The sequence below is a fragment of the Ferrimonas pelagia genome, assembly GCF_039543565.1.
In the GTDB taxonomy this organism is placed as follows: Bacteria; Pseudomonadota; Gammaproteobacteria; order Enterobacterales; family Shewanellaceae; genus Ferrimonas; species Ferrimonas pelagia.
Map to the genome: position 1 here is coordinate 137884 of NZ_BAABJZ010000107.1, position 15961 is coordinate 153844.

Sequence of the window (15961 nt, forward strand, 5' to 3'; positions counted from 1 at the left end):
TTAAACGTTAACCGCTAAGGGCTCTTTATCACCCGTATCGGTTTGAGGCTCGGGCTCAGGACGCCAGAATGCAGATAGCACCATACCGGCCATGGCGACAATGTTATTCAAACACCAAAACGTATTTACGATCAGGCCACTGATATTGATATCACCATACCAGTTAAACTGATAGTTCATCCAGCCCCAGATTAACGCAATGGCAGTGACAAGCATGATGCCAAACTGTGGAAGCACTAAGTGGAAGAAGTTCCCTTCCTGACGATCCTTCGGTGTGCTGGGGAACTTGATCTGTTCACCTTTGACCACGGTCCAAATCGCTCTTAGGTTAACAGGGAAAAAGGCTAGGTAGTTGGACTTTCCTTTAAACCCACTGATCCCCCAGGTCGCCGACATGGCTGCCAATTCGTTGGTAATGATGAAGGGGATGAGATGTAGATAGAATTCTTGCGAGTATGCTGCGACGGGGGCAATACCGGAAAACAGATAAATAATCGGAGCCAGAAGGAACATAATATTCCATAGCGCACCAAAGTAACTCCATACGGTAGCCCCATACATCACACGTTGGGCGAAACTCATCCCTTTGCGAAAGACAGGGGAATCATGAGCGGCAATATCGATGGTGCCACCGGCATATTTAAAGCGTTGAACCATCCAGGTTTGCAGATCTTGTGGCGACAGCATCTTGGATTCGACATTGGGATGTAAAACGGACTTCCATACGCGGTCTTCATCCGAGTGCAATACGATGGAGGTGTATATGTCTTCGGATACATGGAATTTATAAGGTGTGAACTCGGTATCCAAGACCGTTTGTTGGATCATCATGTCTGATAATCCCTCATCGATATCTTGCTCTCCGGTTAACTTTCGAATGGCTTTATCCTGTTCTTGCCTTTGTTTTTCAATGCTTTCGGCGTAGCTCTTTAGTGCAGCTTCCATAACCGCTTCTCGGCGGTGGATGGAGCCAGCGCCACAGCAAAACGCAGCATTCGCCCAGTTACGCCGTCTTTGAATTACGTCGTAAAACATCTGGGGGCAGTTAACGTAGGGGTCGGAGCCTATGGTGACTGGGCCGTAGAGCCGCTCAACGAGGCGGCCGATGCTACGGCCTGCTGCGCCATAGCGTCTTTCGAGAGTGTGGGTCAGTGATTGACCTTCGGGCAGATCGAAAAACCACTGCGGCGTTTGTACCCAGGCAACATCCGGATCGCGAAAATATCCTAAGGTGTGGCGTAGGATAGTTGGGAAAGGTCGGGTATCGGCATCGCAAATGACGATGAAATCACCGTCGGTTTGTTCCATGGCATTGCGAAGGTTTCCGGCCTTGAACCCTTCATTGCTGTTTCTGGTGATGTAATTGACGCCCAACTCCTCAGCAAGTGCCTTCATCGCTGGGCGCCGGCCATCGTCTAAGATGTGGATCTTAATGTCTATTTTGTGGGGGTATTCGACTTTAAGTGCATCCACGATGCTGAGTTTGACTAACTCCTCTTCTTCATCGTAGCTCGGGAAGAACATATCGATCCGGATAGGCCGATCTTCACTCAGCTCGTGGTGAATGCATTGTTGTATGGTTTGGGGAGGGGAGCGCCGAGGGTAGTCTTTGACCTTCCAAAGATTGATGCTAAACAATACCAAGCCGATATAGGCGCATGTCTCCGCGAGGGCTAATGGTATAGCAAACCATAATGCCTCTGGATTTAAAGAGGAGGTCCAGCGCCATAGTATATACCAACCACCAATGACTAAGTTGACGGTGATGAAAAACTGCCACAGCAACTCGAGACCAGGATTGTACTTTAGTGGCTCTGGCGGTTTGCGGTCTTCGAACTTATCAAAGTAAAATGCCATCTTGACTCTCCGGCTTGATCCTATTTTACGTGTTTGATCATCCGGAAATGGTTTTTACCGTTATCCTGAAAATAGACGATCTCATCCATAACTTGGTTTATTATTCCAAATCCTCGGCCGCTTGTGTTCCAGGTGTCAGGATCATCGGGATCCATCTCAGGGATCTCTACGCTATCGAGGCCAGCGACGAGGTGGTCAGGGATCCGGCTGCCGTTATCGGAGACAGTGATCGACACACTGGATTTTGAATATTTAAACGATGCCCATATGGTTTTGTTTTGCTCGCCTTGGTAAGCATGTTCTACCGTATTATTGCCTATCTCAACAACAGCAAGTTCAACCATATCAAGGTCGACAGCCGGTAAGACCGTTAAGTGATACATGCCCGAGATGGCCTTCCCGATAAGCGCTACCGTTTCATATGTCGCTTGACCCTCGAGTTTTAATTCCCTGTCCATTAGGAACTCCTTTTCTCTCTGGTATCCCCAAAGGGGACAGCGCCCGATAGGTCCATCAATTGCGCGCTGATGTCGCTCGGTACTTGAGCTTCTCTGACATCTTGAAGGATCCAGCGAGCGCCGATCTCCTCAAGGGTGATATGGTTGCCTTGGTGGTCAATGCAATAGCCGTTATACAACATCCTATCTTCGACGCTGGCGGCGCCGGAAAGAAAGGTATAGTCATCAATAATGCTGTGCTTGACTGTGGCACCCGCTTCGATAAAACAATTCTGACCAATGACTAAGGGGCCAATGAGATTGGCACCTTTTTCTATTCGTGTACCACTGCCGATAACGACTGGACCAGAAATATGGATGTTATCCAAGTCGACGACACAGTTTATTCCAATGTGGATGCCGGGGCGCTCTTCGTGTCCTGGTATTGGGTAGCCTGTGATCTTTCCGCTGAGTACGTCGCTGGTGACCTGCCAAATGTCGGTTATATTGCCGACATCAAGCCATTGGAAATCAAAGTTTTTGGCATAGAATGGCAACCGCTGTCTTGCTAACTCAGGGAAGAGATCGCCACCAATATCCGACACTTTGTCAGCAGGGATGTAGTTAAAGATCTCCGGCTCAAAGATGTAGATCCCGGTATTGACTTGATTGGAGATAGCGGTGCCGACAGGCGGCTTTTCCTGAAACGCTAATACCCTGCCATTGTCATCAGTCTTGACGACACCGTAACGAACGAGCAGGTCATCGGGCAGTGTCTTGGTGATGATGGTCGCTAACCCCCCGGAGCGACGGTGGAAGTCGATGGCCTCCTTGAAGTCCAAGTCAAACCATGCATCGCCACAGACGACAACAAAGGTATCATCGAAAAAGTGAGACTGATCCTGGACCTTTTTTAGGCCACCGCCACTGCCAAGTGCTTTCCCGACCAGTTCGCCGTTTTGCAGTTCACCTTCGTAGGAATAGCAAAGTTCAACGCCGTACTGGAAACCGTCCCGAAAATAGCTCTCCAATACCGGCGCAAGGTAACTGGTGTTAACTATCAATTCATCAACCCCAAACTTCTTGAGCTGCAGGATGATTGACTCCATCAGCGGGCGACGAAGTATTGGGATCATGGGTTTGGGAATGCTGGCGGTGATAGGGCGTACCCTGGTGCCTTTACCTGCGCCTAAGATCATGCCTCTCATGTCTACCTCACGCTTTTATTGCTTCATTGACAGAGCCGTGGCACTGAAATATGCGATCCATACGCGTCAGACGAAACAGCTCTTGAACCGCTTGCTGGAGTCCAACCACCTTGATCTGTCCGCCGTGTAGCCCTTTGTGGACGGCGACAACCGCTCCCAATCCACTGGAATCCATAAAGCTTACTTCGGCTAAGTCCAGAATGATCCCGGCGCCTTTATCTGGCAACGCGGCCTCCACGGCCTGCTTAAATGTCATCGCCGAAGCCGCATCCAGTCGATTAGCGTGGATATGGATCACTAAGTTTCCTGCGTGTTGAGAGGTGGATATTTCCATAAATTTGCTCCTTAAAGTCCCTGCCATTCCAAAGCGAGAAATGACACATCGTCGTCAAATTGATCACCACGGTTCCAGCTGATCAATGTCTGCTCGACCAGTTTGGCTTGGTCATCGATACCAAGGTGGTGGTTGTCATTAATTGTGCGGATCAGGCGTTCGGTACCAAACTCCTCTTTCGAGGGGCTAAAGCACTCGGTAACACCATCGGAGAAGATAAAGAGTCGATCGCCAGGGGAGAGATCGAACTCAAATTGTTCATATTCCACGTCCGGCAACATACCAACCGGAAAGCCATTCATACTCCGTTCAGTGGTGGATGTTTTGGTTTGATGCAGCAGTCCTGGATGGCCAGCTTGGCAGACAGTCACTCGCCCAGTTTTCACATTCAGAAGGGCATAGATCATGGTGAAATACTGAGTGCTGTTGCCTTGAGACATGTAGCGCTCGTTGAGCTTACTGACCACTTCAACCGGCTGCAGGATCTCGTAATGTGGCGGCCTGGAGATGAAGCGCTTGAGTAATGTGGCGCCTTTTTGGCTGGGCGACATTGCGTATTTTAGCGTAAAGGAGAGCAGGGCAGAGGGGATCCCATGGCCAGATACGTCGAGCAAATAAAAGGCAATGGTGTTTTCATCCAGCCGCTGGTAGTCGAACATATCGCCGCCGAGGTACGCCGAACAATTACAGATCCAAGCGAATTCGGTACCAGGTAGCTCACTATGGGTAGGCAACAAGCTGCTGTGCATTTCGGCGGCCATAAGCAGATCTTTTTTGATCTGCGCATAGGCTTTGGTTAACCGCTCGTTTTGTTGATTGAGCTCATTATTGAGTTCAATGATGCGTTGGCCGACCCCGATCCTGGCGTTCAGCTCTGCTAAGGGAGATTGTTTGGTGATGAAGTCATCCGCGCCGATCTTCAGGCCTTCGATGATCTCCTGTTCCTGATCTTTTGATGAGAGCAAGATGAAATAGACGAATCGGCCAAAATCCTGTTGCTTAATGGTTCGACATAGCGCGTGACCATCCATAACGGGCATGGAAACGTCTGAAACCACCATCTGGATCTCGGGCTGATTGTTGAGCATCTCTAATGCTTCGGCACCGTGTTCAGCAGTTGCAACGTCGTGTCCAAATTTATTGAGGGACAACGACAGCACCTTTCTGACGTCACGAGCGTCTTCGACCAGCAACACTTTCATAGGGAAATCCGTTTCCTGCGGCAAAATTGCCTATGCTTAATCTAACGCTAGTAGAGGTTTAATTATCAGGCAAATTCTTTGATCTACACTTCGGTGAGTGACGACAGGGAAGAGTTGGATGAAGATCGGAATCAATGTGCCTCGAAACATACGCTACGTCGTTTGGCCGGTGGTGCTGTTTGGAGTGCTAAGTGTTCATGGTTGTGACAGCCATTTACGGGCAAAGCTACGGTCGACGGCCCTGCATCTCGAGGCGGCAACGCAAGCGATGGCGCAGATCCAAGATTGGCTTGAGTATACAAATGATGCGCCTTCACGCACAAAGTTAGAGGCGTTGTCGACGATGGCAGAGACGTGGCAATACCTAAACAATCGGCCACCATTTGATGATACGGCTTTTGCTCGGACTTTTAGTTATTCGACGTTGAGGGCAATGGCCCACGAATTGTCGTTGCAGGAACGAGAGACACCTCAGGTTATGGATCATCAACATGATGTGCTTGAACAGCGGACTGCTGTGCTAGAGCGAAGCCTGTCTCGCGCTTCTAGTCAATGGTTAACCCTGCAGCAGCAAGTGGCCGACTCAGGCGAGCAGATCGCGCAGCAAAATACCGTCATCGAGCAATTACGCGGTCAACTTGCAGCTCTTGAGCAACAGACGTTATTACAGCGTGCTGAAGTGGAAAGCGTAGAGTTGGTTGATCTCTTTGTGGAAACCCAGCCAGCTAACGCAAAGGTTGAGGTACTGAATATCAAGCCACGTTACACGCAAGGGTTGAGTTTGCCCGAAGGTCAGTATCTATTACGGATCTCAGCCCCAGGCTATATGACGCTGAATCGTTGGGTGAAGCTCCAGCATTTGAATAACAGATATTGTGTCAACTTGTTGGGTGACGCATCTCCCTTAGAAAGCCCAACTCCAGGCGAGCATCAAAGCGCCATCTTTGAAGCGCCCTGTATCTGGTGAGTCTGGATTCCATGGGAAACGATTGCCAGAGTAGTTATTGTATTGCAGGGTCCAGGTAAACGGGCGCCAATCGAAGTAGCCAAACCCGTAGGTAAAATCTGGGTTCCATGGCTGTTTTTGGCCACTGGTTGGATAATAAAAGAATGATGCATTGACATACCAGTTGCCGGTTATCGTGTATTTACAGCCCAATTGAAAAGTGCGATGTGATGACTTATAGCTTGTTGTTGCTAAGTCAAAATACTCAGGTGTGTAGTTAAATCCGAGCTCACATCCCATACTGGCATCATCAAACCCGGACGCCCATCTGATCCAAGAGAACGGGACCGGGAACTTCCAGCCCAGGCTCCAAGTGCCGCGATTGAAGTGAGTGCTCTTTTCTCCCTTTTCCGGACTAAAACGGTTTCCGCCGTAATTGGAATAGATCAATGAAAGCGTGTAAGGTCGCCAGTCGCTGTAGCCGAAGACGTATGTGTAATCAGGCTCCCAAGGTTGCTGCAATTTGCCGTCGAGATAATGTGCGAAGGTGATCGTAGCAAACCAATTACCGATGGGGTTGTACTTGAGTGTCGCTGAAATATTTTGGTTGATCCCCTCCGTACCTCCGACATTGTTGCTTGGATTTGCGGCGATCACGCTCTCGCGCAATGGGTAGTTCAGTGCGATGTTTCCGGAGAAGCCTTGATACCAGGGGCCATCTTGGTCAGTAACTTCAGCCAAAGGAAGGTCGAAAGAACTGTTAACGCCTCGCCAGATCTCATCCCATGTCGAAGTAGGCAGTGCCTTGCTGTGTTGCGTTTGTCGGCTAAGTACCGAACTTTGATTTTTGGGCGCACGTTGCGCGCTATTTCGATAGTGGCGACCATCTGTTGCATAGCTTAGCGTTGAGTTGAGAGATATAAAGATACATATCAATAGCTTGAACTTGCCATTATACCAAAACTGTATAGCATTCATAAAAAGTTCGCCTCGATCCTTGGCAAAAATAACGTAACTATTCTAGCGTTGAGAGTAAAGGAATTGTTCTCATATGACAGCAAGGGTGTTTATGGACGCGTTAGTGGGTCAGGTTGTTGGAAATATTACTTCGTTAGGTTCTAAACTGGATTTGACATCGAACTCACATCTTAATGCGATTGCTGGCTCAGCCAATCTGCTCCTGGCTGAGGGGCTGACGCTGTTTCAATTGAGGCAGATTGAAAGTGACGTACGCTGGAAAGATCACCTCGGCTTTCAGTTGGCGTTAAAATTAGCTTTGTCTCGGCGCTGTTGCGAAGCTATTGCTGTTCCGACCACGCTAACCGTGGTGTTCGCCATGTATAAAGAAACAGAACGCATGATGTCACCAAAGCATCATCAATATGGAGAAGACTTCATTCGCCGCAAGGTGGAGCAGCTCGATTGGTTGTGCGCGGATCTGCCGTTGTTGAGTTGGCAAATGGAGATAGTCGACGACGGTTGTCCTGACGGTAGTGGGGCGGCGGCAAGTCGTGTCATTGAAAGCTTGAGGCGGCAAGAGCAAGTGCAAGTGCACTATTTACAGGATGCGATTGACCAACATCATGAGGTGGTTACGGGTCTGAGCGCGGTAGAGCAAAGCCGAAAAGGTGGCTCTGTCTGTTTGGGTTTGGCCAATGCGTATGAACGCGATCCCAGTGCGACTCATTATGTTTGTTATACGGATGCGGATCTGTCCACCCACCTCGGTCAGTTAGGCTTGTTGGTCCAACCCCTTGTTGATCAAAAAGCCCTAGTTGTGTGTGGATCGCGTCGAGAGCCGCAATCGGTCGTATTGAAGGAAGGGGTGCGCAATGAGCGCGGTAAGCTGTTTATCTTTCTTTGGAAGAAGCTACTTCCACAACTGAACTTTCTTGTCGATACCCAGTGCGGCTTCAAGGCATTTCGCGCGGATCTGCTACCTCATGTACTAAAGCAGCGATTGGAAAATCAGTTTGCGTTCGACATTGAGCTGTTGCTGCGGACGCAACTGCATCAAGCGGATCAGATCAGTAAGGTTGGGATCGGCTGGATCGACAGCGATGCCCTGTCAACCACGACGGATCTTGCGCCCTATCTGAGCATGCTCAAGGCGATCGTCGCTATGTACCGTCAGTATGTACCGCAGCGAGCCGACGCGGATGCGTTTGCTGCGCTGATCGATGATCTGAACGAGAATGAGTGGGAGGCCTTACTGGTTGAGATGACGCCATTTTTGGCTTCTCATAATCTTACTGAGCTGCTTGCCAGCCGGGAGGTGACCCCAGAAAGGCTTCGGCAAGCGTCTCTTTCTGAGGTAAATCAGCGTGAGACGCTCAAGGTCGAATAGTGTGACAGATAAGCCAGCTTGCGCGGAATTCTACTTATGATCAAAAAAAGCGGCTTAGATCTAAGCCGCTTTCTCTATCCACGGTTAGCCGATGCACAGTGACAAAGGGCTTAGCTAACAGTCACGATCTTGCAGGTGTTTGTGCCGCCAATGGTTTCCATCATATCACCCTTGGTCATGAGCAGCAGATCGCCACTGCTGATCAGGTTGGCCTGCTTCACGCAGTCCAGCGCCGCTTTGGCGATGGTATCTTCATTATGAGCACTTGAGTCGAACTCAACGGGAACAACGCCCCGAACCAATGCCAGTCGATTGAGTGTGGTTTGGTGACGGGAGAGCGCGATGATCGGCAGGGTGGAGGTGATCCGACTCATCAACTGTGGTGTCGTTCCGGACTCGGTCAGTGCAATGATCGCCTTGACGCCTGCTAGGTGGTTGGCGGCGTACATGGTTGCCATTGCGACGGTCTCCTCTACCGAGTCGAACTTTTCGCTGAGGCGGTGGCTTGAAACCGATGCACTTGGGTGTTTCTCTGCGCCCAAGCACACCTTGGACATGGCCAGGACCGTCTCTTCCGGAAAGTCACCGGCGGCTGTTTCGGCGCTTAACATGACGGCGTCGGTGCCATCCAGCACGGCATTGGCCACGTCCATGACTTCGGCTCGTGTTGGCATCGGGCTGGTGATCATAGACTCCATCATCTGAGTGGCGGTGATCACAACTCGATTCAGAGTACGGCTACGTTCGATCAGACGTTTTTGTACGCCAACCAGCTCAGGATCACCGATCTCGACGCCAAGATCGCCTCGAGCGACCATCACCACATCCGATGCCAAGATCACATCATCCATCGCGGCATCCGTGGCAACGGCTTCGGCGCGCTCGACCTTAGCTACGATGCTCGCATTGAGCCCGGCCTGCTGGGCAAGGGAGCGGGCGTAATCGAGATCTGCGCCGGTGCGAGGGAAAGAGACAGCGAGATATTCGACCTGGATCTTGGCTGCGGTTAGGATATCGGCTTTGTCTTTTTCGGTCAGTGCTGCAGCGGATAAGCCGCCTCCGAGTTTGTTGATCCCTTTATTATTGCTGAGGGGGCCAGCCACGGTCACCGTGGTGTGGACTTCACTCCCTACCACTTTGGTTACCTGAAGTTGAACGCGACCGTCGTCAAGCATCAAAATGTCGCCTGGACTGACGTCATTTGGCAACTCTTTATAGTCTAAGCCCACTTTCTCTTGGCAACCTTCACCTTTGGCTAGGGCGCTGTCCAAAATAAAGTGATCGCCAAGCGCCAATTGGATCTTGCCATTTTTAAAGGTGGAAACCCGGATCTTTGGTCCCTGCAGATCCCCTAAGATCGCCACATGGAGGCCATGCTTCGCCGCGAGTTCGCGCACGTCTTTTGCTCGCTGAATGTGATCCTCAGCGCTGCCGTGTGAAAAGTTCATGCGAACCACATTGGCACCAGCGAGGATCACTTTTTCGAGATTATTATCTCGATCCGTGGCTGGACCTAGGGTGGTTACGATCTTGGTTCTTCTGAGCATGATCGGCTCCCTTATTAGCTATCGGTGTCTTATGTTAAAACCCAGCAACAACAGTGAAAGAAAACAACACCGGGCGCTAGTGATATTTTGATGCTGAAAACGTATTCAGTAAGAGGGTGGTTACATTTTAGACTGTACGGGGGGGTTAGGTGAGCGCAGCGTTGTGCTCACCCTAAAATCTGTTACTGCATATGGGGTTTTTCGAAGCGAGATTCTTTTAGTGCCTCTTTTACGCGCTTTAGATTCTCACGGAAGCGAGGGCCCCGTCGCAGGGTAAAACCGGTCGCCAGGACATCGACCGCGACCATTTGGGCCAGGCGTGACGCCATCGGCATGTAGAGATCGGTATCCTCAGGGACGTCCATGGTCAGGGCCAAAGAGCACTCTTTGGCGAGCGGGCTGTCTTTGGCGGTGAGGCCAATAACGTGCGCGTGGTTTTCCCGCGCCAAACGTGCGATCTCCACCAAGGCTTTGGTCCGGCCGGTGTGGGAGAACAGCACTATGGTGCTGCCTTCGCGCGCGTTGATGCAGCTCATGCGCATCATTAGCACATCATCGAAGCAGGAGACTGGGATGTTGAAGCGGAAGAATTTATTTTGAGCGTCGTGGGCGACTGCCGCCGAGGCGCCTAGGCCGAAAAAGGAGATCTGATCGGCTTGGGTTAGCATGTCAACGGCGCGATTGACCAATTGTGGGTCAATGGTTTGCTTCGCTGAATCGAGCGCAGCCATCGATGACTCAAAGATCTTATTGGTATAGGCCTCAGCACTGTCACTGGCTTCGACGTGGCGTGATACATAAGGTGTACCGTTAGCCAAGCTCTGGGCAAGATGGAGCTTAAAGTCTGGAAAACCTTTGGTATCCAAACGGCGGCAGAAGCGATTAACGGTAGGCTCGCTGACGTCTGCCATCTTGGCCAGAGTTGCGATGCTGCATTGGATCGCTTGCTGGGGATCGGCCAAGATGACTTCCGCCACCTTGCGTTCCGACTTGCTAAAATTGGCCAGACTTTTCTGGATCTTATCGATCGTATTCATAAATCGTCAAAGACTCTAATCCGTGGGCTATTGTTTACTTAGTCCATTAAGAAGGAACTGTACGAGGCCTTAATATATCGCTATGTACAGTGGTTCCCATATGGCACTGATCTCATTTTCGGTATCTTACTAACACTCTTGAAATTAAGCCAGCGTGTAGGGGCTTTTGCCCCTTGCATCGGTGGCAAAATTTCATTCTAATGTAGCTAAATTACATCTTGGGCGGACCACCGCCCTTTAGAGGAGACGGAAGTGGCTGTTAACAAAGATTCTTCAGTCAAATCCTGCGATTTTGTGTTGTTTGGTACTATGGGCGACTTGGCACGACGCAAGTTGCTGCCGGCCATGTATCAACTGGATCGCGCAGGCCTGCTTCATGAAGATACGCGCATTGTAGGCATCGCGCGTAGTGAAATGAGTCAGGAAGATTACGTTGGTGCCGTTCAAAAAGCACTGAACACCTTTGTCAAAGAGACTTTGGATCAGACGGTTGCAGAGCGCTTTATCAAGCGTTTGTGCTACTACGCGACGGATTTCACCGATCCTGCCGGGTTTAAAGGACTACAAAAGATCCTGAACCCGAACAGCGTGATGGTAAACTACTTCGCCACACCGCCATCTATCTATGGTGCCATTGGTAATTGCCTCAAAGAGAACGGGCTGATCAAAGCGGATACCCGCGTTGTATTGGAAAAACCGATCGGCAATGACCTGGAATCTTCCAAGGTTATCAACAACCAAGTTGCTGAATACTTTGCAGAAAAGCAAATCTACCGGATCGATCATTACCTGGGTAAAGAGACGGTACAAAATCTGGTTGCTCTGCGTTTTGCCAACTCGCTGTTTTCCTCTAAGTGGGACAACCGCACCATCGATCATGTGCAGATCACCGTTGCGGAAGAGGTGGGTATTGAAGGCCGCTGGGGCTACTTCGATGAAGCAGGTCAGATGCGCGATATGATCCAGAACCACCTGCTGCAGGTCTTGTCTCTGGTTGCGATGGATCCGCCGGTTAACCTGGACGCAGACTCGATCCGCGATGAGAAGGTGAAGGTACTGAAGTCGCTACGCCCGATCGATCAGACCAACATCTATGAGAACACCGTCCGTGGTCAATACACCGCGGGTTTCCTGAAAGGCGAGTCCGTGCCGGGCTACCTGGAAGAGGAAGGTGCCAAGACCGATTCCAATTGCGAAACCTTCGTTGCCATGCGTGTCGATATCGACAACTGGCGTTGGGCGGGTGTGCCGTTCTACCTGCGCTCAGGTAAGCGTATGCCGACCAAGCACTCTGAGATCGTCGTTCACTTTAAGAACCCGCCGCACAACCTCTATAAGGATCTGTACCGTGATCTGCCAGCGAACAAGCTGACGATCCGCCTGCAGCCGCATGAGGGCGTTGAGATCCAGATGATGAACAAGGTTCCTGGCCTGGATTCTACGACTCGTCTGCAGACCACGAAGTTGGATCTGTCCTTCTCCGATACCTTCAAGAATGAGCGCATCGCTGACGCGTATGAGCGTTTGTTGCTGGAGTGTATGTTGGGTAACCAAGCGCTGTTCGTACGTCGTGATGAAGTTGAGCAGGCGTGGACTTGGTGTGACTCTATCCTGAACGCTTGGGAAGCCTCCAATGAGCCACCGAAGAACTACCCGGCGGGTAGCTGGGGCCCGGTTGCGTCTGTAGCGATGATCACTCGCGATAACCGCGCTTGGGAGGAGTGAGATGACAATGCCAAACATGCACACCTTCGTGACCGGCGCTGAGCTGGTTTCAGAGCTGGCCACCAAGATCACCGCACAACTGGCTGCGGCGATCGCTGAGCGCGGCTCAGCCTCGCTGTTCGTTTCCGGTGGTGGCACGCCGCTGCCGCTGTTTAAAGCCATGAACCAAATCGATATTGACTGGAGTAAGGTCAATGTTTCTTTGGTTGATGAGCGTTGGGTTGCCCCAGATCATGCGGACTCAAACGATCGCTTGGTGCGTGACAACCTGATCCAGAACAAAGCCGCTGACGCGAACTATGTGTCGCCAGTGACCGGTCATGCCACCCCAGAAGAGGGTCTGGTCGAAGCAACTGCCCGACTGAGTGCGTTCGGTCAACCGTTCGACGTGGTGATCTTGGGTATGGGTGGCGACGGCCACACCGCGTCCCTGTTCCCATGCTGCGAGCAATTGGATGAAGGCTTCAACACCGATGCGTTGTTGTTGGCGACCCATCCGACCAAGGCGCCACACGCGCGCATTACGCTTTCATTGAAGGCGATCTTGGCTGCTCGTCACACCTACCTGCACATTGCCGGTCAAGGTAAGAAAGACGTTCTGGATGCCGCTTTGGCTGGAACCGACGCCACCGAGCTGCCTATCCGTGCTGTCCTGCAACAGGCCCCTGTCGACGTATACTGGAGCGAAGCGTAATGCTGAACCCGCAAATTAAGGCGATCACCGATCGCATCATCGAGCGCAGTGTCGAGACCCGCGCCGAATACCTGAAAAACATGGCGGCTCAGCAAGCCAAAGGCGTGCTGCGTGGCGCGTTAGGTTGCTCAAACCTGGCCCACGGCTTCGCGGCTTGCGGTAAGCAGGACAAAGCCGATCTGAAGGCGATGAACAAGTCCAACATCGGTATCGTGACCTCTTACAACGATATGTTGTCAGCGCACCAGCCGTATGAGACCTATCCAGAGCAGATCAAAGCCGCGTGTCGTTCTGCAGGCTCTGTCGCCCAGGTCGCCGGTGGTGTCCCTGCGATGTGTGATGGCGTGACTCAGGGTCAGCCGGGCATGGAGTTGTCGCTGCTGTCCCGTGAAGTGATCGCCATGGCAACCGCTGTTGGTCTGTCCCACAACATGTTCGACGGTACGCTGCAGTTGGGCGTCTGTGACAAGATCGTCCCGGGTATGGTGATGGGCGCGCTGAGCTTCGGCCACCTGCCCACCTTGTTTGTACCAGCAGGGCCAATGCCTTCCGGTTTGCCAAACAAAGAAAAGGCCCGTGTGCGTCAGGAATACGCGCAAGGTAATGTGGGTGAGGAAGCCTTGCTGGAAGCGGAATCCGCTTCTTACCACAGCCCTGGCACCTGTACCTTCTACGGCACGGCGAACTCCAACCAGCTCGCCATTGAAGCGATGGGCCTGCAGTTGCCAGGTTCCTCCTTTGTGCCACCGTCAGGCGATCTGCGCGAGCAGTTGACCGACGCGGCAGCCAAGCAGGTTTGCCGCCATGCGCAGGCAGGAACCGCGCGTATGGCTGATATCTACAGCGAAAAGAACGTGGTTAACGGCATTGTTGCTTTGTTGGCAACCGGTGGCTCGACCAACCTGACCATGCACTTGGTGGCTATGGCTCGCGCCGCTGGCGTGATCGTGACCTGGCAGGACTTTGCGGATCTGTCCGCGGCTACGCCGCTGCTGGCCCGCGTCTACCCGAACGGTCAGGCGGACATTAACCACTTCCACCAAGCCGGTGGCATGGCGTTCCTGATGGCTCAGCTGCGCAAAGGCGGTTTGATCCACGAAGACGTTGAAACCGTAGCGGGTCAAGGCCTGGAGCTGTACACCAAAACACCAGCGCTGGTGGAAGGCAAGCTGCAGTGGGTGGATTGTGCAGAGCAGTCCGGCGACGAAGACGTGCTGCGCCCGATCGACAAGCCGTTCCAGGAAACCGGTGGCATGCAGTTGCTGAAAGGCAACTTGGGTCGCGCGGTAATGAAGGTGTCGGCGGTTGAGCTGGAGCACCAAATTGTTGAAGCACCAGCCGTGGTTATCGAATCTCAGTATGATTTGGAAGGCATGTTTAAGGCCGGTGAGCTGGACAAAGATTGCATCGTGGTTGCGCGCTACCAGGGCCCGCAGGCCAATGGTATGCCTGAGCTGCACAAGCTGACCCCACCGTTGGCCGTGCTGCAAGATCGCGGTTTCAAGGTTGCGTTGGTGACCGACGGACGTATGTCGGGTGCATCTGGTAAGGTACCTGCCGCCATCCACGTGACCCCGGAAGCTATCGATGGTGGTTTGCTGGCGAAGGTGAACGACGGTGACATGATCCGTTTGAATGCCATCACCGGTGAACTGACTTTGTTGGTTGAAGAAAAAGAACTAGAAGAACGTTCAATCCCAGCAATGGATCTGAGCGCCAATAATATCGGCTCTGGTCGCGACCTGTTCGCCCAGTTCCGCACCATGCTGGCGCGCCCTGAAATTGGCGCCTCTGCAGTAATTAAGTAAGGATTTTTTTATGAGTAACCAATGGGTTATGCAGCCGGGTGAAGTTTTCGCTCGTAGTCAAGTTGTGCCAGTAATGGTGATCAACAAGCTGGAAGAAGCGGTTCCTCTGGCGAAAGCTCTGGTTGCCGGTGGCATCGAGATCCTGGAAGTGACCCTGCGTACCGAGTGCGCAGTGGAAGCTATCCGCGCGATCCGTGAAGCCGTGCCAGAAGCACTGGTTGGTGCGGGTACCGTTCTGAATGCTGAGCACCTGGATCAAGTGATCGAGGCCGGCGCCCAGTTCGCCATCAGCCCGGGTGCGACCCCAGCATTGCTGCAGGCGGCCAAAGCGCGCTCCATTCCGCTGATCCCGGGTGTGGCTTCTGTTTCTGACGCCATGCAGGCGCTGGAGCAGGGCTATGATCACCTGAAATTCTTCCCAGCGGAAGCCAACGGTGGTGTTAAGGCACTGAAATCCATCTTGGGCCCACTGCCTCAGTTGACGTTCTGCCCAACCGGCGGGATCAGCCTGAACAACTACAACGATTACCTGGCCATTCCTCAGGTGAAAGCTTGTGGTGGTTCCTGGATCGCACCGGTTGACGCTGTGACCAACGGTGATTGGGATCGCATCACCCAGCTGTGTAAAGAAGCCGTTGAAGGCGTGAAGTAATTCACCCTCCCCGAGTTTTGACACAGACGGCGCCCTTCGGGGCGTAATGCCGATCATTTAAGGATCGTTTGACCGATCTTTTGATGATGTCAGAATCCGAGTTCTCATTCAGGAACTCGGATTTTTTATGCTTCTCAGTCAAGCTCTCGATACCCTCCATAGCTTCT

The 15961-nt window shown here is 52.0% G+C and carries 14 protein-coding genes; 6 read left to right on the forward strand and 8 right to left on the reverse strand.

The genetic code is table 11. The features are described from left to right. Genes ABEA08_RS21900 through ABEA08_RS21920 form a run of 5 tightly spaced genes read right to left on the reverse strand, consistent with a single transcriptional unit; the run spans position 1 to position 5038 of the window. Positions 1-1857, reverse strand: coding sequence for a glycosyltransferase family 2 protein (locus tag ABEA08_RS21900; RefSeq protein WP_345337583.1), 1857 nt, complete (start codon positions 1855-1857; stop codon positions 1-3). A 20-nt stretch (positions 1858-1877) separates the two neighbouring features. Further along, entirely contained in the window at positions 1878-2315 is a 438-nt protein-coding gene (locus tag ABEA08_RS21905) for an ATP-binding protein (RefSeq protein WP_345337584.1), read from the reverse strand. Continuing rightward, entirely contained in the window at positions 2315-3502 is a 1188-nt protein-coding gene (locus ABEA08_RS21910; protein ID WP_345337585.1) for a nucleotidyltransferase family protein, read from the reverse strand. Before ABEA08_RS21910 ends, ABEA08_RS21905 begins: the two co-directional genes overlap by 1 nt. A 7-nt stretch (positions 3503-3509) precedes the next feature. Beyond that, positions 3510-3836 (reverse strand): STAS domain-containing protein, encoded by a 327-nt coding sequence (locus ABEA08_RS21915; RefSeq protein WP_345337586.1) that lies wholly within the window; start codon positions 3834-3836, stop codon positions 3510-3512. An 11-nt stretch (positions 3837-3847) separates the two neighbouring features. After that, complete coding sequence (locus ABEA08_RS21920) at positions 3848-5038, reverse strand: PP2C family protein-serine/threonine phosphatase (RefSeq protein ID WP_345337587.1); 1191 nt, start codon at positions 5036-5038, stop codon at positions 3848-3850. 118 nt (positions 5039-5156) lie between these two features. On the opposite strand from ABEA08_RS21920, the gene ABEA08_RS21925 reads away from it, so the two are divergent. Then, entirely contained in the window at positions 5157-6005 is an 849-nt protein-coding gene (locus ABEA08_RS21925; RefSeq protein ID WP_345337588.1) for a PEGA domain-containing protein, read from the forward strand. Here the strand turns inward: ABEA08_RS21925 and ABEA08_RS21930 are convergent. Beyond that, on the reverse strand, positions 5943-6962 hold the full coding sequence (locus ABEA08_RS21930; protein ID WP_345337589.1) for a hypothetical protein: 1020 nt from the start codon (positions 6960-6962) through the stop codon (positions 5943-5945). The two genes, ABEA08_RS21925 and ABEA08_RS21930, sit on opposite strands and share 63 nt — an antisense overlap. Positions 6963-7053: 91 nt before the next feature. On the opposite strand from ABEA08_RS21930, the gene ABEA08_RS21935 reads away from it, so the two are divergent. After that, the gene (locus tag ABEA08_RS21935) at positions 7054-8331 is read left to right on the forward strand and encodes a glycosyltransferase family protein (RefSeq protein ID WP_345337590.1); all 1278 of its coding nucleotides are present in this window, start codon (positions 7054-7056) and stop codon (positions 8329-8331) included. A 110-nt stretch (positions 8332-8441) separates the two neighbouring features. On the opposite strand, the gene pyk is transcribed toward ABEA08_RS21935, so the two are convergent. Beyond that, on the reverse strand, positions 8442-9878 hold the full coding sequence (gene pyk / locus ABEA08_RS21940) for a pyruvate kinase (protein ID WP_345337591.1): 1437 nt from the start codon (positions 9876-9878) through the stop codon (positions 8442-8444). A 182-nt stretch (positions 9879-10060) separates the two neighbouring features. Continuing rightward, positions 10061-10915, reverse strand: a complete 855-nt coding sequence (locus ABEA08_RS21945; protein ID WP_345337592.1) for a MurR/RpiR family transcriptional regulator — start codon at positions 10913-10915, stop codon at positions 10061-10063. Between the two features lie 309 nt (positions 10916-11224). Here ABEA08_RS21945 and zwf point away from each other — a divergent pair, with 309 nt between their 5' ends. The 4 genes from zwf to ABEA08_RS21965 are packed head-to-tail and all read left to right on the forward strand — an operon-like array spanning position 11225 to position 15794. Continuing rightward, complete coding sequence (gene zwf / locus ABEA08_RS21950; protein WP_425557395.1) at positions 11225-12640, forward strand: glucose-6-phosphate dehydrogenase; 1416 nt, start codon at positions 11225-11227, stop codon at positions 12638-12640. 1 nt (position 12641) lies between these two features. Further along, the gene (gene pgl / locus ABEA08_RS21955) at positions 12642-13334 is read left to right on the forward strand and encodes a 6-phosphogluconolactonase (RefSeq protein ID WP_345337595.1); all 693 of its coding nucleotides are present in this window, start codon (positions 12642-12644) and stop codon (positions 13332-13334) included. A gap of 2 nt (positions 13335-13336) precedes the next feature. Beyond that, the gene (edd, locus tag ABEA08_RS21960; protein WP_345337602.1) at positions 13337-15142 is read left to right on the forward strand and encodes a phosphogluconate dehydratase; all 1806 of its coding nucleotides are present in this window, start codon (positions 13337-13339) and stop codon (positions 15140-15142) included. Between the two features lie 10 nt (positions 15143-15152). Next, positions 15153-15794: a bifunctional 4-hydroxy-2-oxoglutarate aldolase/2-dehydro-3-deoxy-phosphogluconate aldolase gene (locus ABEA08_RS21965; protein WP_345337596.1), complete on the forward strand. Its 642-nt coding sequence runs from the start codon at positions 15153-15155 to the stop codon at positions 15792-15794. Positions 15795-15961 lie beyond the last annotated feature (167 nt).